The sequence below is a fragment of the Rhodococcus sp. 21391 genome (assembly GCF_016772255.1).
Lineage (GTDB): Bacteria > Actinomycetota > Actinomycetes > Mycobacteriales > Mycobacteriaceae > Rhodococcus_F > Rhodococcus_F opacus.
In genome coordinates this window covers 5256830-5275951 of record NZ_CP063781.1, presented here as the reverse complement: position 1 = coordinate 5275951, position 19122 = coordinate 5256830, and the positions used below count along the sequence as shown (strand labels likewise).

The 19122-nt window shown below is 67.5% G+C and carries 17 protein-coding genes; 10 read left to right on the top strand and 7 right to left on the bottom strand.

The genetic code is table 11. The annotated features are described in order from the left end of the window. The first annotated feature begins 26 nt into the window (after window positions 1–26). Window positions 27–485, top strand: a complete 459-nt coding sequence (locus GO592_RS24275; protein WP_007298154.1) for a carboxymuconolactone decarboxylase family protein — start codon at window positions 27–29, stop codon at window positions 483–485. A gap of 48 nt (window positions 486–533) precedes the next feature. Here the strand turns inward: GO592_RS24275 and hppD are convergent, their stop codons facing one another. Beyond that, complete coding sequence (gene hppD, locus GO592_RS24270) at window positions 534–1739, bottom strand: 4-hydroxyphenylpyruvate dioxygenase (protein WP_202714993.1); 1206 nt, start codon at window positions 1737–1739, stop codon at window positions 534–536. Window positions 1740–1956: 217 nt separating this feature from the next. On the opposite strand from hppD, the gene GO592_RS24265 reads away from it, so the two are divergent. Continuing rightward, entirely contained in the window at window positions 1957–2604 is a 648-nt protein-coding gene (locus tag GO592_RS24265; RefSeq protein WP_202714992.1) for an IclR family transcriptional regulator, read from the top strand. A gap of 5 nt (window positions 2605–2609) precedes the next feature. Here the strand turns inward: GO592_RS24265 and GO592_RS24260 are convergent, their stop codons facing one another. Further along, window positions 2610–3152 carry a gamma carbonic anhydrase family protein gene (locus GO592_RS24260; protein WP_202714991.1) on the bottom strand — a complete coding sequence of 181 codons (543 nt, stop codon included), beginning with the start codon at window positions 3150–3152 and terminating at the stop codon, window positions 2610–2612. Window positions 3153–3364: 212 nt separating this feature from the next. Between GO592_RS24260 and GO592_RS24255 the strand changes: the two genes are divergently transcribed. From GO592_RS24255 to GO592_RS24240, 4 genes are all read left to right on the top strand, one after another. Then, window positions 3365–4582, top strand: coding sequence for a CaiB/BaiF CoA transferase family protein (locus GO592_RS24255; protein WP_172649974.1), 1218 nt, complete (start codon window positions 3365–3367; stop codon window positions 4580–4582). A 16-nt stretch (window positions 4583–4598) separates the two neighbouring features. Next, complete coding sequence (locus GO592_RS24250) at window positions 4599–5468, top strand: hydroxymethylglutaryl-CoA lyase (protein WP_202714990.1); 870 nt, start codon at window positions 4599–4601, stop codon at window positions 5466–5468. A 28-nt stretch (window positions 5469–5496) separates the two neighbouring features. After that, entirely contained in the window at window positions 5497–6864 is a 1368-nt protein-coding gene (locus GO592_RS24245; RefSeq protein ID WP_172649976.1) for an SLC13 family permease, read from the top strand. Between the two features lie 220 nt (window positions 6865–7084). After that, window positions 7085–9364 carry a SulP family inorganic anion transporter gene (locus tag GO592_RS24240; RefSeq protein WP_172649977.1) on the top strand — a complete coding sequence of 760 codons (2280 nt, stop codon included), beginning with the start codon at window positions 7085–7087 and terminating at the stop codon, window positions 9362–9364. A gap of 1 nt (window position 9365) precedes the next feature. Here the strand turns inward: GO592_RS24240 and GO592_RS24235 are convergent, their stop codons facing one another. Both GO592_RS24235 and GO592_RS24230 read right to left on the bottom strand, forming a co-directional pair. After that, on the bottom strand, window positions 9366–10262 hold the full coding sequence (locus GO592_RS24235; RefSeq protein WP_005255915.1) for an AurF N-oxygenase family protein: 897 nt from the start codon (window positions 10260–10262) through the stop codon (window positions 9366–9368). A gap of 99 nt (window positions 10263–10361) precedes the next feature. Continuing rightward, window positions 10362–11945, bottom strand: a complete 1584-nt coding sequence (locus tag GO592_RS24230; RefSeq protein ID WP_172649978.1) for an MFS transporter — start codon at window positions 11943–11945, stop codon at window positions 10362–10364. A 90-nt stretch (window positions 11946–12035) separates the two neighbouring features. On the opposite strand from GO592_RS24230, the gene GO592_RS24225 reads away from it, so the two are divergent. Continuing rightward, the gene (locus GO592_RS24225; RefSeq protein WP_043787452.1) at window positions 12036–12707 is read left to right on the top strand and encodes a TetR/AcrR family transcriptional regulator; all 672 of its coding nucleotides are present in this window, start codon (window positions 12036–12038) and stop codon (window positions 12705–12707) included. A gap of 204 nt (window positions 12708–12911) precedes the next feature. On the opposite strand, the gene GO592_RS24220 is transcribed toward GO592_RS24225, so the two are convergent. Continuing rightward, entirely contained in the window at window positions 12912–13967 is a 1056-nt protein-coding gene (locus GO592_RS24220) for an adenylate/guanylate cyclase domain-containing protein (protein ID WP_202714989.1), read from the bottom strand. Between the two features lie 163 nt (window positions 13968–14130). Between GO592_RS24220 and GO592_RS24215 the strand changes: the two genes are divergently transcribed. Together GO592_RS24215 and GO592_RS24210 are read left to right on the top strand one after the other, a co-directional pair. Then, complete coding sequence (locus GO592_RS24215; RefSeq protein ID WP_172649980.1) at window positions 14131–14874, top strand: DUF6319 family protein; 744 nt, start codon at window positions 14131–14133, stop codon at window positions 14872–14874. A 121-nt stretch (window positions 14875–14995) separates the two neighbouring features. Beyond that, complete coding sequence (locus GO592_RS24210; protein WP_007297920.1) at window positions 14996–15649, top strand: S1 family peptidase; 654 nt, start codon at window positions 14996–14998, stop codon at window positions 15647–15649. Window positions 15650–15715: 66 nt separating this feature from the next. Here GO592_RS24210 and ilvD read toward each other — a convergent pair whose 3' ends face one another. Then, window positions 15716–17410, bottom strand: coding sequence for a dihydroxy-acid dehydratase (ilvD, locus tag GO592_RS24205; RefSeq protein ID WP_005561902.1), 1695 nt, complete (start codon window positions 17408–17410; stop codon window positions 15716–15718). A 37-nt stretch (window positions 17411–17447) separates the two neighbouring features. Continuing rightward, the gene (locus GO592_RS24200) at window positions 17448–18014 is read right to left on the bottom strand and encodes a TIGR03086 family metal-binding protein (RefSeq protein WP_007297919.1); all 567 of its coding nucleotides are present in this window, start codon (window positions 18012–18014) and stop codon (window positions 17448–17450) included. A gap of 84 nt (window positions 18015–18098) precedes the next feature. On the opposite strand from GO592_RS24200, the gene GO592_RS24195 reads away from it, so the two are divergent. Next, window positions 18099–19097, top strand: coding sequence for an aldo/keto reductase (locus tag GO592_RS24195; protein ID WP_007297918.1), 999 nt, complete (start codon window positions 18099–18101; stop codon window positions 19095–19097). Window positions 19098–19122: the final 25 nt, after the last annotated feature.

Here is a 19122-nt window from a genome sequence, read left to right as displayed (position 1 = left end):
GGCTATTTCGCGCTTACTGTTCTCGTATGACCACAACAGAGCGAAAGACCCGCGTCGACCTCGCCCGCAAGGCCCCCGCCGTCTACAAGGCGATGATCGCCCTCGACGCCGCGGCACGGCAGGGCCTCGACCCGGAGCTGGTCGAGCTGGTGCTCACCCGTTGCTCCCAGATCAATCACTGTGCGTGGTGCATCGACATGCACACCGCCGATGCCCGCAAGATCGGCATCAGCGAACAGAAGCTGTACCTGCTGGGCGCGTGGGAGGAGGCGCACGGGCTGTACACCGACAAGGAGCGTGCCGCGTTCGCGCTCGCCGAGGCGATCACCGTGCTGACCGACGGCTTCGTCCCCGACTCGGTGTACGAGGAGGCGGAGGAGTACTTCGAGGAGACGGAACTGGCGCAGCTCATCTCGCTGGTGCTCACGATCAACGCGTGGAATCGCATCGCCGTGAGCACGCGGAAGACCCCGCGGGTGCGCTGACCCCGGGTAACGGACCTGCCACCTCTCGCCCGCTGCACCGCCGCCCGCTCAGAAGTTTCCGCGGGCGGCTTGTTCGCGTTCGATGGCTTCGAAGAGGGCTTTGAAGTTGCCGATGCCGAAGCCGAGGGAGCCGTGGCGTTCGATGAGTTCGAAGAACACGGTGGGGCGGTCGACGAGGGGTTTGGTGAAGATCTGCAGCAGGTAGCCGTCTTCGTCGCGGTCGACGAGGATGCCGCGTTTCTGCAGTTCGGCGATCGGGGCGCGGACGTTGCCGATCCGGGCCCGCAGTTCGGGGTCCTCGTAGTAGGAGTCGGGGGTGGCCAGGAATTCGACGCCCTCGGCGGTGAGCTGGTCGACGGCGGTGAGGATGTCATTGGTGGCCAGCGCCAGGTGCTGGGCGCCGGGGCCGCGGTAGAAGTCGAGGTATTCGTCGATCTGCGAGCGCTTCTTGGCGATGGCGGGTTCGTTGAGCGGGAACTTGACCCGGTGGTTGCCGTTGGAGACGACCTTGCTCATCAGCGCGGAGTAGTCGGTGGCGATGTCCTCGCCGACGAATTCGGCCATGTTGGTAAAGCCCATGACCCGGTTGTAGAAGTCGACCCAGTGGTCCATCTTGCCGAGTTCGACGTTGCCGACGACGTGGTCGAGGGCCTGGAACAGGCGTGTGGGGGCGCCGTCGCGTTTGGTGTGCGAGGACGTGCGGGCGATGTAGCCGGGCAGGTAGGGGCCGGTGTAGTTGCTGCGGTCGACGAGGGTGTGGCGGGTGTCGCCGTAGGTGGCGATCGCGGCGAGGCGGACGGTGCCGTGCTCGTCGGTCACCTCGTGGGGTTCGTCGAGGACGGTGGCGCCCTGGGCGCGGGCGTGGGCGATGCATTTGTCGACGTCGGGGACGGCGAGGGCGATGTCGACGACGCCGTCGCCGTGGGTGCGGTGGTGCTCGATCAGCGGACTGTGGGGGTCGACGGCGCCCTGGATGACGAAGCGGACGGCCCCGGATTCGAGGACGAAACTGTGGTGGTCGCGGTTGCCGGTGGTGGGTCCGGAGTAGGCGACCAGGGTCATCCCGAACGCGGACTGGAAGTAGTGGGCGGTCTGGGTGGCGTTGCCGACCACCCAGACGACGGCGTCCCAGCCGCTGACCGGGAACGGGTCGCGGGTGCCGTCGTATTCGACGAGCCCGACCAGCTGCTCGAGCTGGCCGAGGTCGAGACCTGCCAGGCGTTCCTTGTCGGTGAGAGTCTGCTCGATCGTCATGATGGTGCCTTTCCTTGCAACGGTTTTCGGATGCCCGGGAGGTGAGTGCGACTGCGCACCGGGGGAGTGGCGAATGCCTGTCACAGAGGTAACCGGCCCCCGATCCGGTCGTCAACCGGCACCCGGGCAACTAGCCGCATCGACGGGATGCGGACGGTCACGCGCCGCTTTCCTATACAATCTGAATACTTTATTGGGGCAATAGAAATGGACTGTGATGGTTGCGCGGAGTGAGACCGGCGTCGGAGTGCTCGCCCGCGCGGTGGCGATCCTCGACGTCGTCGAGTCGAGCCCGATGGGCGCGAGCGACCTCGCCCGTGAACTCGACCTGTCCCTGTCGACCACGTACCGGCTGGCGACCGACATGGTCAAGCACGGCCTCCTGCGCAAGGATGAGGAAGGCCGCTTCTACCTGGGTCAGCGATTCGTCACCACGGCGTTGAGCGACCTGGCGATTCCGGCGCTGCGGGAATTGAGTGAGGCGACAGGGGAATCCGCGCAGTTGTGGGTTCGCCGGGGTGAATCCCGTCTCTGCGCCGCGAGCGTCGATTCCCAGCACGAACTGCGGGTGGCGTTGCCCGTCGGAACGTTGGTACCGCTACCGCAGGGGTCGAGCGGACACGTGCTGTCCGGCGACTGGGAGGCCGACCCCGAAGCTGTGAAATCGGGTTGGTGGGTGTCGGTTTCGGAACGAACACCGGGATCCGCGTCCATCAGTGCGCCGGTTCGCAGGCACGGCGAGATCGTGGCTGCCGTGTGCGTGTCGGGTCCCGAGGGGCGGATGGGGAAGAACCTGGGTGCGTCGATGGGCCGCGCAGTCGTCGCTGCCGCGCGGCAGATCGAGAAATCCGTTCCGGGCGACTGACTCGCTCAGGCGATGTCGAACGTGGTGACGTCCGCCGACCGATGTTGCTGCGCCAGTTGACGATAGACCGTGGCGTTGGCGGCGTTGTGGGCCACCTCGTCGGCGGTCAGTTCGCGACGCACCTTGGCGGGCACGCCGGCGACGAGTGAGCGCGGCGGAATTCGCGTGCCCTCGAGTACCAGCGCGCCGGCGGCGACCAGCGACTGCTCGCCGATCACCGCTCCGTTGAGGACGGTGGCTCCCATGCCCACGAGGGCGCCGTCCCCCACGGTGCAGCCGTGCAGGACGGCGTTGTGCCCCACACTGACGTCCCGGCCGACGACGACGGGGAAACCCGGATCGACGTGAACGGCCACTCCGTCCTGAATGTTGCTGCCCTCGCCGAGGGTGATGGAATCGCAATCGGCACGCAGCACCGCGCCGTACCAGACGCTGGTCTCCGCGCCGAGTGTTGCGGCGCCGATCACCGCGGCGGTCGGCGCGACCCACGTGGTCTTCTCCGCGCGCGGCGAACGTCCATCGATCGCAACGACGTGTGGTTCTCTCACCGTGTTCTCCTCCTGTCGAGCAGCGGATTCCTGCTGCATTCCGCAGCGTCCCGTCGTCCATTGTCGTGTGGCGCGGACTCCGGGCATTGCCAATTGTGACTGCTACCACTACCGTCATTCTTATCAGACGGGAATCTAACTGCCAAATAATGAGAATTGCAGGTAGGAGCCCAGGCGTCATCCAGTACAGATCGACGAGGGAGAACTCTCACATGCAGGTCCCAGAGAACGGCCCACTGCACGGCATCCGTGTGCTGGAGCTCGGCAACTTCATCGCAGCCCCCATGGCGAGCCGCATCTTCGCCGACTTCGGCGCAGAGGTCGTCAAGATCGAGCGCCCGGGCGTCGGCGACGAACTGCGGGGCTGGCGACGCCGCCGCGGCGCGACGTCGATGATGTTCCGCACCATCGCGCGCAACAAGCGGTCGGTCACTCTCGACCTCCGGACCGACGAGGGTCGCGCGATCATTCTCGACCTCGCCCGGAAGTCGGATCTCGTCATCGAGAACTTCCGTCCCGGGACGCTCGAGCGGTGGGGGATCGGGCCCGACCAGCTGACGGCCGCCAACCCCGACATCGTGCTCGTCCGGATCTCCGGCTACGGGCAGACCGGCCCGTACCGGGAGCGCACCGGATTCGGGGGCGTCGCCGAGGCCTTCGGCGGATTGCGGCACGTCACCGGCTATCCGGACCGTCAATCGGTCCGGGCCGCCGCCCCCATCGCCGACACGCTCGCCGGACTGCACGGCGCGATCGGCGCCCTGATGATGTTGCTGGCCAAGGCGAGGCAGGGCGATCACTCGACCCCGCGCGTCGCGGACGTGGCCCTGTACGAGTCGGTGTTCATGGCGATGGAATCCCTCGTTCCCGACTACGACGCGTACGGCATGGTCCGAGAACGGACCGCGGGCAATCTGCCCGGCGTGGTGCCCAGTGGCGTCTATCCGTGCGACGGTGGCTCCGTCATGATCGCCGGCAACTCGAGTGGTGTGTTCGGCCGGTTGATGCAGGCCGTGGGTCGTGGCGATCTCGCTGACGACCCGGAACTGGCCGACGGTGATCAGCGATTCCGTCGTGAAGCCGAACTCGACGAGGCCATCTCGTCGTGGACGTCGGTGCGTCACCCCCGCGACGTCGTCGCCGAACTCGGCGCCGCCGGTGTGCCCGTCGGCGAGGTCTACGACGCAGTGCAGATCGCCGACGACGAGCACTACAACGCTCGCGGCATGCTGCAGAGCCTGAAAGTGTCCGTCGACGGAGAACCCGAAGAGGTGCGCTTCCCAGGAGTGGTCCCGCAGCTCGACGGCGAACCCACGCAGATCCGCTGGGCCGGCCCCGAACTGGGTGAGCACACCGACGAGATCCTCGGCGGATTGCTGAATCTGTCGGGTGATCAGCTCGACGACTACCGCTATCGCAACGTCATCTGAATCGGAGGAGAATGAAATGTCAGTCACCATAACCGATGTCGTGCTACGAGACGGACTGCAGGACGAGGATGTCGTCGTCTCCACCGACCGCAAGATCGCCGTCGCGGACGCCCTCGCCGCCGCCGGTGTGAAGCACATCGAAGCGGCATCGTTCGTCTCGCCCACGCGTGTCCCGCAGATGGCGGACGCCGACGACGTCATCGCCCGGCTGCCCCGCACCGACCCGGCCGTCACGTACAGCGCTCTGGCACTCAACCCGCGCGGAGTACACCGTGCGATCGCGACCGGCATCGACGAGATCCAGGTCGTGACGTCCGCCAGTGCCGGGCACAGCACGGCGAACACGGGCCGGAACCCGGACGAGGCGCTGCACGGACTCGCCGAGGCATTGCAGAAGTACCCGGACCGGAGTTTCCTCGGAGGTGTGTCGACCGCGTTCGTCTGTCCGTTCGAGGGCATCATCGCCCCCGCCACGCTGGTACGGGTGGCGAGCGCGATGGCCGCGATGGGTGTGCGCCGGCTCGGGCTGGCCGACACGCTCGGAACGGCCACCACCGAGCAGGTGCTCGCATCGGCCGGGGCGGTACGCGACGCCCTCCCCGACATCGAACTGAGCCTGCACCTCCACAATGCGCACGGTCAGGCCCTGGGCACCGTGATCGCCGCGCACCGGCAGCTCGGCATCAGGCACTTCGACAGCGCCATCGGCGGGTACGGCGGCTGCCCGTTCGCGCCCGGCGCCCACGGCAACCTCGCCACCGAGGAACTGGTCGCGCACCTGCACGCGCACGACATCGACACGGGAATCGATCAGCAGGCCCTCGGCCTCGCCGTCGCCACCGTGAAACACGCTCTGGCACAAGCTCGGCCCCTCACCGCAGTGTGATCTGCGAACTCACCCCGAAAGGCCGACCATGGTCTACGCAATCTCCATCGTCGCTCTGATCGCGATCTTCACAGTGGCGACACTCACCCCGATCAACATGGGCATCCTCGCGTTCGCCGGAGCGTTCGTCATCGGCGGCTGGGTGTCCGGGATCCCGGTCGAGGACATCATCGACGCCTTCCCCGGCAGCACGTTCATCATCGTCGGCGGCATCACGCTGCTGTTCGCCATAGCCAAGACGAACGGGACCATCGACCTCGTCATCGAAGCCTCGCTCCGACTCGTGCGCGGCAGGCGGTGGGCGATCCTGTGGATGATGTTCCTGCTGTCCGGACTGCTGATGGCCCTCGGGTCCGTCCTCGCCGTCGGGATGCTCGCCCCCATCGCGATGCCCCTCGCGGCCAAGAACAAGATCAACCCGTTCCTGATGGGTATGGTCATCAGCCACGGCGCCCTGGCCTGCGCGTTCTCGCCCATCAATCTCTACGGCGCGTTCATCAACGGGCTGATGGACTCGACCGGCGTCGGAGCGAATCCCCTGGTCCTGTTCGCTCTGCCGTTCGTCCTCAACCTGGCCATCGCGATCGTGCTGTTCCTGATCTACGGCCTCGACCTGATCGGTCACCGCACTCCCCGCCCCGTCGAGGAGACACCCGACGGCGGAGGATTCGGCGGTTCCTCGCGCCGGCCGTCCGGGGGAGTGGCGTCGGGCAACGGCCCGGGCGGGAACACCGCGACTCTCACCGATCGCGAGGTCATCGAGGAAGCGCTGATCCACGAAGGCGTGAAGCCGGTGGCGATGAACCGGTACCGGTTCGCGACGCTCGCCGGCATCGGGTTCCTCGTCGTCGGGTCGGTCGCGTTCGGAATCGACGTCGGTGTCAGCTCGATCTGCATCAGCGCGGTGCTGCTGCTGATGGCGCCCAAGTCGCACCCCAAGGTCATCGACAACGTGGCGTGGCCTGCCGTGGTGCTCGTGTGCGGGATGCTCACCTACATGGCGGTCATGACGCAGAACGGCACGCTCGACTTCCTCGGCGATGCGGCGTCGGCGCTCGGATCGCCGTTGCTGACCGCGTTGATCCTCTGCTACGCGGTCGCGATCATCTCCGCGTTCGGATCGTCGATCGGTACACTCGGCATCGCGTTGCCCCTCGCCGCGCCGATGCTCGCGATGGGTGAGGTGGGGGCCGTGGGATTCGTCGCGGCCCTGGCATTCTCCGCGACGGTGGTCGACGTCAGCCCGTTCTCGACGAACGGCGTGATGGTGCTCGCCAACGCACAGGTCGAGGACAAGGGCCGCTTCCAGCGCAAGATGCTCGCATACTGCGGTCTGATCGTGTTGTCGGCCCCCATGTTCGTCTGGGCACTGGTCGTCGTGCCCACGTCCGTCTAGGTCCGACCGGCCGTGCCGGTCACCGTTTTCCTCGGTGACCGGCACGTCTCACGGTGCGAGGATGGATGTGGTGAACTTTGTGTACTTTAGGTTTCATGTAATGGACTGTTGTCCACTAGGTTTCGATTCACCTGGGCGAAAAGTGCTGCCACAGTGACACATGCCACAAGATCACGTCCGTTTCGGGCGTTTCGTCGTTCTCCGCCCGTAAGGTGACGACATGTCGATCCTCGAGAACGAGAAAGCACCCCCATCCGGTGCACCCGCCCCCGGACCGACCCTCGGCGAAAGGTTGCGAGATAACGCGCGATACGACCTGCCCGCGTCGCTCGTCGTCTTCCTCGTCGCACTGCCGCTGTCGCTCGGTATCGCGATCGCGTCCGACGCCCCGATCATGGCGGGGCTCATCGCGGCGATCGTCGGCGGTGTGGTGGCGGGTTCCATCGGTGGCTCACCACTCCAGGTCAGCGGTCCTGCCGCCGGATTGACCGTGGTGGTAGCAGAATTGGTCGCCACATTCGGCTGGAAGGCCACGTGCGCGATCACCGTCGCAGCCGGATTCCTTCAAATCATCTTCGGGCTCAGTAGAATTGCCCGTGCGGCCCTGGCCATCGCGCCGGTCGTGGTCCACGCCATGCTGGCCGGTATCGGAATCACGATCGCCCTCCAGCAGATTCACGTCCTACTCGGTGGCAGCTCGCACAGCTCGACCGTCGAGAACATCACTCAGCTCCCCGGCCAGCTGACGTCCGCCCGCTACGGCGACGTCCTCGTGGGATCGGTGGTCATCGCCGTCCTGTTGTTCTGGAAGAAGATCCCCGGCAAGCTGCAGGTGCTCCCCGGCCCGCTGGTCGCCGTCGTCGCCGCCACCGTTCTGTCCCTTGTCCTCCCACTCGACGTCGATCGAATCACGTTGGACGGCTCCCTGTTCGACGCCGTGGCACTGCCTTCGATGCCGGACGGCCCGTGGCTCGCAGTGGCCACCGGCGTACTCACGGTCGCGTTGATCGCGAGCGTCGAGAGCCTGTTGTCCGCGGTCTCCGTCGACAAGATGCACGGCGGCACGCGTTCGGAGTTCAACCGTGAACTCGTCGGTCAGGGTTCGGCCAACATGCTCTCGGGTCTCATTGGCGGCCTGCCGGTCACCGGTGTGATAGTGCGCAGTTCCACCAACGTGGCCGCCGGGGCGCGCACCCGGGCGTCCGCCGTGCTGCACGGCGTGTGGATCCTCGTCTTCGCCGCGCTGCTCACCGGGCTCGTCGAGCAGATCCCGATGGCAGCGCTGGCCGGCCTCCTCATCGTGATCGGCATCCAACTCGTCAAAATGGCTCATCTGCGGACGGCCCGGCGCACCGGCGACCTGTGGGTGTACGGCGTGACCGTGGCCGGCGTGGTCTTCCTGAACCTGCTCGAGGGTGTGATCATCGGCCTCGCACTCGCGGTGGTCCTGCTGTTGTGGCGGGTCATCCACCCCAAGATGCGGGCCGAACCTGTCGGCTCCGAGGATTCCGGGCGGTGGCGCGTGACCGTCGAGGGGTCGTGCAGCTTCCTGTCCATGCCGGCGTTGACGGGGATCCTCGCGAAGGTGCCCGAGGGCGCGCACGTCACCGTGGAACTGGCGGTCGACTTCCTCGACCACGCCATGTTCGAGGCGATCGACGACTGGAAGCGTCACCACGAGCGGAACGGCGGAACGGTCGTGATCGACGCGCTCGGTCCCGTCGACATGGACGCCGTCGGCGCGTCGCCGCCCCGGCGCGGCATCGGCGTGGTGAGCCCCCGCGGGTTCGCCCCGTGGAAGAGCTGGCAGCCGCGGCATACCGACACCGAGGACTCCACCACCACACCGGCGGCACTCCGGCCGGTCCTCGCGGGAGTCTCGGAGTATCACCGGCGGAACGCGGCTCAGCTGCTCCCGCACCTCGACGAACTGCGGGACGGACAGCGCCCCGACTCGTTGTTCCTCACCTGCTCCGATTCACGCATCGTGCCGAACGTGATCACCAGCAGCGGTCCGGGGGACCTGTTCACGGTGCGCAACGTGGGCAACCTCGTCCCGACCGGGAAACAGGACGTGTCGGTCGAGGCGGGACTGGCCTTCGCCCTCGACGAACTCGAGGTCAGCTCGGTGATCGTGTGCGGCCACTCCGGCTGCGGCGCGATGAAGGCCGTGCTCGCGAGTGCACCGACCGAGACCGACGGGTCCGATCGCGACGCCGTCGAACAGTGGCTGACGTTCGCGCAGCCGAGCCGGAACGCGTTCCTCAGCGGTCATCCGGTGGCACGGGCAGCGGCCGAACTCGGATTCGACGAGGTCGACCAGCTGGGCATGGTGAACGTGGCGGTCCAGGTGCAAACCCTCGGACGCCATCCCCTCGTCGGCGCGGCAGCGGCCGAGGGTCGAGTACGCGTCGCGGGAATGTTCTTCGACATCCCGTCCGCCCGCGTACTCGAGATCACCTCGACCGGCGTGTCCTACCTGGACCACGTCCCCACATGAGTCAGAGGAGATGGACCCTCTTGTAGAGGCGCTTGGACGGGCCGCCGACGAGGCCGACGCCATCGAGGAACTGCATCAACTTGGAACCGGACGTGCGTACGGTGTCCTTGTAGTGCTGGTTGTTCTTGGCCTCGGCGGCGGCCCGCTCCGGGTCGAGTCCGGCATTCGCATACACGTCCTTGCGGATCATGCTCTTCATCACGAAGTACACGACCACCGCGGTGTTGAGCCGCTCGAACTGCAGCCGAGCCCAGCTGGCGCCCTCGATGCGGCGGCCGACCTCTTCGCGGGCGAAGCGGATGTGACGGGCCTCTTCGAGGACGTGGATCTTGCTGACCGTGCGGGTGACGGGCTGCACGCGCTCGTCCTTCATGAAGTCGCGCTGCATCATGTCGAGGATCTCCTCGGCGGCCATCACGCTGGCGTACGCGTTCGCGCCCCGGAAGAAGCCACCCCAGATGCGTCCGAGCTTGTGGATCGCGGGGTGCGGTCCGTAGCTCGGCATGTTGAGGCGTTCACCGGCGCGGGCGAACATCACCGAGTGGCGGCATTCGTCGGCCACCTCGGTGAGCGCGAACTGGACGTGGCGGGAGTGCTTGTCCCGGCCGTACACGTCGCGCAGGAGCATCTGCATGAGCAGGATCTCGAACCACAGTCCGACGCTGGAGACGCTGGCGGCCTCGTGCTTGGTGAGCTCGATCTTCTGCTCTTCGGTCATCTCGTCCCAGAGGGCCGTGCCGTAGAGCGTGCTCCACTCGGGGGTGAGACCGAACTTGTCGTCGGGGATCGGTGCTTCCCAGTCGACCTCGACCATCGGGTCGTAGGACTTGCGTGCCGACGACGCCAGCAAGCGCTGTGCGGTCTCTTCGCGGTCGGAGACGACGATCGATGCGGTCATCACTACCCCTTGTTCTGTGACTAGGCGGTCAACTAACTGTGACATTCAGTAACTGATACTGAACGATACAATGACGGCGGTCACAAGGGCAACGTCGGCTCAGTCGACGTCGGCCAGTTCCTCGTCCTTCCGCGGCGCCGGAGACGACCCTTTCCGGCCCGGCGCCCACACCGCGAGCACCACCGCGGACGCGAAGCACACGCAGGCCAGGGCGATGGACGCCTCGTCCATTCCCTCGAGGAACGCTTTCCGGGCGAAGCTCGCGAGCTGCTCGCCCTGCGGTCCCGCCGACTGGGCGATGTGCAGCGCGGCCGCCAGGGAACTCGACACGGGCTCCTTCGCGACGTCGGGGACGGCGTCGACGGCCGGCTGGACGTGCCTGCCGTACCCCGCGGCCAGGATGCTGCCTGCCAGTGCGACGCCGATCGCCGCCCCGATCTCGCGTGCCGTGTCGTTGACCGCGGACGCCACTCCCTGTTTCTCATCGGGAGTGTTCTGCACGATTGCGGTGGTGGCGGGTGCCGTGCACAGGCCGATGCCGAACGCGGCCACGACCAGAGGCAGAGCCACCTGGGGGTAACTCGAGTACTCGTCGAGCCGGACCATCAGCAGGATTCCGACACCGAGAATCGCGGCGCCGACGGACAGCAACGGGCGGAGGCCGACATAGGGAAGGACGAACGGCATCCCCGCGGACAGCATCATCACGGGTACCGCGATGGGGGCGAGCGCGAGCGCCGACTCCAGCGGCGAGTAGCTCAGCACCAGTTGCAGGTACTGCACCGCGAAGAAGAAGAGCCCGAGGATGGCGAGGAACTGCATCAGCAACGACATCGACCCCGACCCGAAGGCGCGGTTGGCGAAGAGCCTGACGTCGAGGAGCGGATGCTCGCGGCGCAACTCGACGAGCGCGAACGCCACCGCGGCGGCGACGCCACCCGCCATGAGTCCGACGACGGCAGGGTCCAGCCAGCCGCGGTGCGGCGCCTCGATCGTGCCGAGCACGAACAGGCCCACCGCCGCCGCGATCGTCACGGTGCCGGGAAGGTCGAGCGGCGCCTGGTCGGTCTGGCGTGAGGAGGTGATGGTGAATCCGGTGAGGAAGAGGACGCCGGACACCACGGCGAGGCTCACGAAGATCGCCTTCCACGACCACTGTTCGAGCAGCAGTCCCGAGACCAGCAGTCCGGCGATCGCGCCCGACCCGGCGACACCCGACCAGATGCCGACGGCCCGGCCGCGCTGGGACAGTGGAAAACCGGCGGTGAGCAGCGACAGCGTCGCCGGCATCACGAAGGCCGCGCCGATGCCGGCGACCGCGCGGGACCCGATGATCCACTCCGGGCTGTCGTTCAGGATCGGAATGGCGGCACCCAGGCCGAAGATCAGCAGTCCGAACATGAGGAGGCCGCGGCGGCCGTAGCGGTCGCCGAGTGCGCCGGCGGGAAGCAGGAGTGCGGCGAGGGTGAGGGTGTAGCCGTCGACGATCCAGGTGAGCTGGCTCTGGCTGGCACCGGTGTCGCGGGCGAGGTCGGGCAGGGCGGTGTTCAGTGCGGCCATCGCCGCAACGACGAGTGCGACCGCGCAGCACGCGACGGTCAGCATCCAGATCTGCCGAAGGGTCCAGCCGGTGGTGTTGCTCTGTTCGGTGTCCTGCGGTGGTGCGGAGTCCCGAGAGCGCACGATGTAATCCCTCCGTGGAAGTAACGAGACTGTCAGTATCGTTGGTAGACTGGTAGTTCACAAGAGGTGCGGCAGTGGCAGGAACGGGCGGTGCAGATGACCGAGCAGGATCCCCGCAGGCAGCGCTCTCGCGCGAGACTTCTCGACGCCGCGACAACTCTTCTCGCGAAGGGTGGCACCGACGCCGTGACGATCGACGCCGTCACCAAGCTGGCGAACGTGGCTCGGGCCACGCTCTACCGGCATTTCGGCAACGGCACCGAACTGGTCGCCGCGGCGTTCGGGCGGTTGCTCCCACCCGCGCCGACCGTGCCCGCCGACGGCGACCTCCGCGACCGGCTGGTCGAGCTGATGGTCAGTCAGGCGAAACTCATCGAGAGTGCGCCCATGAACGTGACGGCCATGTGCTGGCTCGGCATGGGCCCCGCGTTGGACGACTACTCGAGCGCGGCCGCTGTCGAGTCGGACAAACCGGAACTGCGGACGCTGAGGCAGACCATCGTCGAGCAGTACCGGGCGGCGTTCGACCAGGTCTTCGGCACACCCGAGGCGGCCGAACGCCTCGGCGAATTCGACTACGACCTCGCTCTCGCCCAACTCATCGGACCACTCGTCTTCACCCGGCTCGCGACCCTGACCCCGCTGGGACGGACCGCGTGTGAGCAGATCGTCGACGACTTCCTCGCCGCACGCGCCGCCCAGGTCGCCGCCGGTCCCGCGAAGCCGACGCTCCTCGAGATACCGCCTGCTCAGGCATTGTGACGTCGACAGCTCCGCGCGTCGTCATTACCGTGGCACGTGCGCGCGGCACCGGATGCCGCGCGTATCGAATGAATGGTGTGGGAAGGTTTCTCGATGATCACTGATGCACTCAACTGGCTCCTCGGTGCTTGGGGCGGCGTCGCCGCCGGCAGCAGCGGATACTCCATCCCGCCCGGAACCCTTCCCTTCGGAAGCTGACGGTCGCTAGGCGTCCCGGTCTCGGCGCAGCACGAACTGTTCGAGTCGTCGAATCCCTCGAACACGTCGTGGACGTAGCTCCTTGAGGTAGTAACCGGGAGCGTCGGCGAGTTCGTGGGCGAGCGCCTCGTCGATCAGCACCGTGCCGGGACGCGCCGAACCGGTGAGTCGCGCCGCGGTGTTGACGACGGAGCCGTAGAGGTCGCCGAACCGGACGAGCACCGGACCCATCGCGAGTCCTACCCGCAGTTCGGGGTCCGCCTCGTCCGGCAGAACCTGCTCCTGCAGCTGCAGGGCGATCTCCGCCGCATCGGACGGCGACTCGACGGCGAACATCACCTCGTCGCCGACCGTCTTCACCACCCACCCCTGATGGCGGCCGATGACCGACGTCGACGCTGACTCGAAACGTTCCAGAAGGTCGCTCAGTTCCCGCGCGCCGAGCTGACGGGTCAACGACGTGTACCCGACGATGTCCGCGAAGCCGACCACCAGTTTCCGGCTCGCGACCTCCTCGCCGGGATTCCCGACGTTGCGACCGGTGGTCGAGGCGATGTGCCTGCGCCACACGTACGCCTGCAACGACTCGACCGCCGGAAGGATCTCGGCGGTGAGTTCGCGCACCTGCTCCCGGATGGCCTGCTCGTCGCTGCCCGCGGACCCGGCGAGTTGATCGACGATGTGGGTGCTGATCAATGACACCTGCCATTCGGCGAGCCGCGACATCGACTGGCCGAGAGCACGAGCTGCCGCCACTTCGCGTTCCGGTGAGATGATCCCCTGGTCGACGAGCGACGCGATGGTGCGCAACGCGGCGGCGTCCCCCTCGGTGAACATGACGCCGTCCGGATCGGTGTCGACCGCGAAACCCATCGACACCCACAGGCGGTCCGCCCGTTCGAGGGATACCCCCGCGAAGTCGGCGATCTCGGTCCGCGTGTAGCGGCGGGGCCCGCCCAGAAGCGACTCCTCGAGATCGGCCTGGACGTCGCGGAGCAGGGTCGGTGAGATCTCCGTCGTCGTTGCGGTCTCGTCGCCGTTCTCCGGTGCTTCCGAGGTCACGTCGTTCCTCTCGATACGGTCGATGCGCACGCATGGTCGCGGTGCGTCCATTCCTCTCAATCTGCCACTGTGCGAGCCCGTCCGATGCGGAACCGTCGGTGGGGTGTGCGAGAGTTGCGGTGCTCACGAGCGTAACCAGGAGACAGACCAGAGAGGACAGCGCATGCCGCCCCGTAGACGTTCCGGTGCCGCCGCACCGGATCACCTGACCGCGGAGAATCTCGAGACCCTCGCTGCCGCGATCGCGGAAGGTAAGCGGGCCACCGTGTATCTGCGCGAGGCGATGCCCAGCCTCGGGCTCGAGGCCGGAGCCTCGGCGAAAGTTATCTCCGTGCAAGGCAATACGCTCTTGATCCGCCCCAAAGGCGTCGACGACGAGCTCCCCTTCGAAGCGGAGGAGCTTCTGATGAGACGAACTCCGGCCGCCAAGCCTGCGCCCGCGCCCGCCGCTCCCGCGACGCCGGTCGTGCACCAGGAGATCGAACCCGGTCCGCCCCCCGCCCCCAAGACTCCCGCCCCCAAGACTCCCGCCCCCAAGACCCCGGCCGCCAAGACCGTCGCGACGCCTGCGCCCGCCGCCACCGCGGTCCCGAAACCCGCCGCGGTACCGGCCAAACGCACCAGCAAGAAGGTGCCCGCGGGAGTCAGCGTCACCATCCACGCCGGCGCCGACAACGACTGGAGCGTCACCGTCGCGCACGGAGCCAAGCGTCCGGGCAAGGCCGTCCCCGTCTCGCCGGACGCCGTCGAGCGCGCCGTCCGGGAACTCGGGGAGGAGACGGCGATCGAGGCCGTCGAGTCGATCATCGTGGCGGCACGCAACCTCGCGGCGGCCCGGGTGGACGAGCTGAGCCGGCAACTCGAGGACGCCCGCAAAGCACTGGAGGCGCTCGGCGCCGTCGAGTAGCGCCCGGGTCGGCAACGGTCGCGGTCTCTACATCGGCATTCCCCCACGCAGGTCTTGTGCGGGGTGGGATTCTTATGGGGAGACACGCGGCCGTCGGGGCTCATCCGGGAAGGTTCGAAAAATGTTGAAACGATTCGCGGCGGTTGTTGCGGCGACAGCGGGAATTCTGGGATTCGTTGCGGCGGGGTCCGCGACAGCAGCTCCGGCCGCCGTCTTGGGGGGCGGTTCGGGGATCGTGGTGAACGACGAACTCGTCTGCTCACTCACCACCATCGGACACGACAACGCGGGCCGGCTCGTCGGCCTGACAGCGGGCCACTGCGGTGAATCGGGTTCCTACGTGGTGCCCGAGGCCAGCCAGGACAGCGGCATCGTCGGAACGTTCGTCGTCTCCAACCCCGTTCTCGACTACGCGGTGATCCAGTTCGACCCGGCGAAGGTCGTCCCGGTCAACAGGGTCGGCGGCGTCACCATCACGCAGATCGGCGCACCGGCAGCCTTCCCGCAGGTGGCGTGCAAGGAAGGCCGCACCACGGGCAACACCTGCGGCATCGTCTACGGCGACCTCATGCAGACGGGGGAGACGTGGACCCAGGCCTGCGTGATCGAGGGTGACTCGGGCGCACCGATGGTCGTCGGCACCACCCTGGTGGCCATGGTCAACGCCTACCTCGCGGCACCGTGCATCGGCCCGGAGATCGGCACCAACCTCAACTCGATCATCGCCGACATGAACGCGAGCGGCGGTCCCGGCGCCGGGTTCCGGCCCATCTAGGCCCTTCGGGCTCGTGCGCCTTTTTGGTAGCCAGGACAACCAGAAAGGCGCACGGGCGCGAAGCGCCTACCCGCAGACGGCGCCGCCCGAGGCGGAGCCGACGAGCTTCGTGTACTTGGCCAGGACCCCGCGGGTGTAGCGCGGGGGCAGAGGCTCCCACCCGTTCTTACGGCCGGCGAGTTCCTCCTCGTCGACGAGCAGTTCGAGGGTGCCCGTCCCGACGTCCAGTCGGATCTGGTCGCCGTCGCGGACGAACGCGATGGGACCGCCGTCGACGGCCTCCGGTGCCACATGGCCGACGCACAGGCCGGTGGTGCCGCCAGAGAATCGGCCGTCCGTGAGCAGGAGGACGTCCTTGCCCAGTCCGGCACCCTTGATCGCGCCGGTGATCGCGAGCATCTCGCGCATGCCGGGTCCGCCCTTGGGACCCTCGTAGCGGATGACCACGACGTCGCCGTTCGTGATGGTGCCGTCCTCGAGGGCGTCCATCGCGGCGCGTTCCCGTTCGAAGACGCGGGCGGTGCCGGTGAAGACGTCGGAGTCGAACCCGGCCGACTTCACCACCGCGCCGCCCGGGGCGAGGGAACCCTTGAGGATCGTGATTCCGCCGGTCGGGTGGATGGGCGAGCTCATCGCGCGGAGCACCTTGCCGTCCGGGTCGGGAGGAGCGATGGCCGACAGGTTCTCGGCCATGGTCCTGCCGGTGACGGTGAGGCAGTCGCCGTGCAGCATCCCGGCGTCGAGCAGGGCCTTCATGATGACGGGGACGCCGCCGATGTGGTCGACGTCCTTCATCACGTGCTTGCCGAACGGTTTGACGTCCGCGAGGTGCGGGACGCGGGCGCCGACGCGGGAGAAATCGTCGAGGGTCAGTTCCACATCCGCTTCGCTCGCGATCGCCAGCAGGTGCAGGACGGCGTTGGTGGAGCCGCCGAACGCCATGACCACGGCGATGGCATTCTCGAACGCCTCCTTGGTGAGGATGTCCCTGGCGGTGATGCCGCGGCGGAGCAGTTCGACGACGGCTTCACCGCTGCGCCTCGCGAATCCGTCGCGACGACGGTCGGTGGCCGGCGGGGAGGCGCTGCCGGGCAGCGACATGCCGAGTGCCTCGGCGGCACTGGCCATCGTGTTCGCGGTGTACATTCCGCCGCACGCGCCCTCGCCGGGACAGATGGCTCGTTCGATGGCGTCGACGTCCTCACGGCTCATCAGTCCGCGCGAGCAGGCGCCGACCGCCTCGAACGCGTCGATGATGGTGACGTCGCGTTCGGTGCCGTCCGACATTTTCGCGACACCCGGCAGGATCGAACCGGCGTAGAGGAACACGCTCGCGAGGTCGAGGCGGGCCGCGGCCATCAGCATGCCGGGCAGCGACTTGTCGCAACCGGCGAGCAGCACCGATCCGTCGAGGCGTTCGGCCTGCATCACCGTTTCCACACTGTCGGCGATCACCTCACGGGAGACGAGGGAGAAGTGCATGCCCTCGTGTCCCATCGAGATGCCGTCGGACACGGAGATGGTGCCGAACTCGAGGGGATACCCGCCCGCGGCGTGGACGCCGTCCTTGACGGCCTTCGCGAGCCGGTCGAGCGACAGGTTGCAGGGGGTGATCTCGTTCCACGACGACGCCACGCCGATCTGGGACTTTCCCCAGTCGTCGTCGCCCATGCCCACCGCACGGAGCATTCCGCGCGCTGCGGTCTTCTCCAATCCGTCGGTGACGTCGCGGCTGCGGGGTTTGGGATCCGGGGTACTCATGTCTCCCAGCGTAGGCGGGACCCTCGGCGGCGGTTGGTTAAATGCGTTGCCGGGGATCGCGACCGGTCAGGGCGATCAGGCGATCCTGGAGCGGCGCGTCGTCGGGAAGGTCGACGGGGTCGGCGAACAGCCCGCTCTCGGAGAGCATCTCGCGTTGGCCGTCGAGATCCGACCAGACGCCGGCGACGAGTTGCGGGTCGAGGGTGTCGTCGGATCCGGTGGCCTTGGCGAGGTCCCATGCGTGGATGGTGACGTCGGCGATCTGCTGCCGCAGATACGGCTCGAGCGGCACCGTGCCGTAGGACAGGTGCACCTGCGTCCGCGGGTCGGTCGACGACCACGCGTGGATGGCCGCGTCCGAGTACCGCTGCCATTCCGACCGCATGTCGCCGTGCAGGGGCTCGATGTCCGGGGTCGCTTCGCCGACCGTCTTCCCGGCGAGCAGCGGGGGAACCCACTGCTGTTCCTCGATGACGTGCCGCACCAGCTGGGTGACGTCCCATTCGCGGTCCGGTGTCGGTGCCGACCAGTCGGTGATCGCGGCGACCCGTGCACCGAACTCGCGGTGGGCGATGCGGGCGAGTTCGAACCAGTCGAATGCCATGCCTTCAGGGTAGAGGCAGCCGGGTCACGATCAGCGCGATTCCAAACGATGCACCTGTCGGGGTGCTCGGGAAGGATGGGGCGCATGACCAACATCCCCACCGTGCAGTTGTCCGAAGGCTTCACCGTCAGCGCGCAGGGCTACGGCGCCATGTCCGTCGCCCCCGTGTACGGCCCCGTCGATGCCGCGGAGGCGCTCGCGACCCTCCACCACGCCATCGACATCGGAGTGACCTTCATCGACACGGCCAACGTGTACGGCGATGGCGCGAGTGAGATCGCGGTGGGCACGGTGCTGAAGGAACGCCGCGACGAGGTGCAGCTGGCCACCAAGTTCGGTCTCGTCGGCAACATCGCGAACGGCCGGCGCAGCATCAACGGCAAGCCCGAATACGTGGCGCAGGCCCTCGACGAATCCCTGTCCCGGCTCGGCGTCGACACCGTCGATCTGTACTACCTGCACCGCGTCGACCCCGAGGTGCCCATCGAGGACACCGTCGGTGCGATCGCGGAACAGGTGAAGGCCGGGAAGGTCCGCAACATCGGGCTGTCGGAGGCGACCGGCGACGAGTTGCGTCGCGCCTCGCGCGTGCACCCCATCGCCGCGATCCAGAGCGAGTGGAGCATCTGGAGTCGCGACGTCGAGAAGCACGTGGTTCCCGCGGCGGCGGAACTCGGCATCGGCTTCGTGCCGTACTCGCCGGTGGGCCGGGGATTCCTCACCGGAACGTACGACCCGGCCACGCTGGGCGACAAGGATCTGCGTCGCCGGTTCCCGCGTTTCGGCGACGATGCGCTGCCGGCGAACCTGAAGGTGCTCGACGTCGTCCGCGAGGTCGCTGCCGAACTCGACGCGACGCCCGCCCAGGTGTCGCTGGCGTGGCTGGACGCGAAAGCCCGCGAGTTCGGGTTGCCGTCCGTGTCGATTCCCGGTACGCGGTTCGCGGCCCGTGTCACGGAGAACGCCGGCGCGCTCGCGCTCACGCTGACCGAAGGGCAGATCGCGCGTCTGGACCTGCTCGCGGATCTCACCGTCGGCGAGCGCACAGCCGATCCGACCTGGGTGTCGCTGGGCCGCGAGTGACTTCGACCGGCGGGTAATACCTGCT

Excerpts from the sequence above, each read along its gene's own strand:
- GO592_RS24255 (WP_172649974.1), top strand. The coding sequence starts at position 3,365 with ATGCAGGTCCCAGAGAACGGCCCACTGCACGGCATCCGTGTGCTGGAG.
- GO592_RS24200 (WP_007297919.1), bottom strand. The coding sequence starts at position 18,014 with ATGGCATTCGACTGGTTCGAACTCGCCCGCATCGCCCACCGCGAGTTC.
- GO592_RS24235 (WP_005255915.1), bottom strand. The coding sequence starts at position 10,262 with ATGACCGCATCGATCGTCGTCTCCGACCGCGAAGAGACCGCACAGCGC.
- GO592_RS24275 (WP_007298154.1), top strand. The coding sequence starts at position 27 with ATGACCACAACAGAGCGAAAGACCCGCGTCGACCTCGCCCGCAAGGCC.
- GO592_RS24240 (WP_172649977.1), top strand. The coding sequence starts at position 7,085 with ATGTCGATCCTCGAGAACGAGAAAGCACCCCCATCCGGTGCACCCGCC.
- GO592_RS24195 (WP_007297918.1), top strand. The coding sequence starts at position 18,099 with ATGACCAACATCCCCACCGTGCAGTTGTCCGAAGGCTTCACCGTCAGC.
- GO592_RS24210 (WP_007297920.1), top strand. The coding sequence starts at position 14,996 with ATGTTGAAACGATTCGCGGCGGTTGTTGCGGCGACAGCGGGAATTCTG.
- ilvD (WP_005561902.1), bottom strand. The coding sequence starts at position 17,410 with ATGAGTACCCCGGATCCCAAACCCCGCAGCCGCGACGTCACCGACGGA.
- GO592_RS24265 (WP_202714992.1), top strand. The coding sequence starts at position 1,957 with ATGGTTGCGCGGAGTGAGACCGGCGTCGGAGTGCTCGCCCGCGCGGTG.
- GO592_RS24215 (WP_172649980.1), top strand. The coding sequence starts at position 14,131 with ATGCCGCCCCGTAGACGTTCCGGTGCCGCCGCACCGGATCACCTGACC.
- GO592_RS24245 (WP_172649976.1), top strand. The coding sequence starts at position 5,497 with ATGGTCTACGCAATCTCCATCGTCGCTCTGATCGCGATCTTCACAGTG.
- GO592_RS24250 (WP_202714990.1), top strand. The coding sequence starts at position 4,599 with ATGTCAGTCACCATAACCGATGTCGTGCTACGAGACGGACTGCAGGAC.
- hppD (WP_202714993.1), bottom strand. The coding sequence starts at position 1,739 with ATGACGATCGAGCAGACTCTCACCGACAAGGAACGCCTGGCAGGTCTC.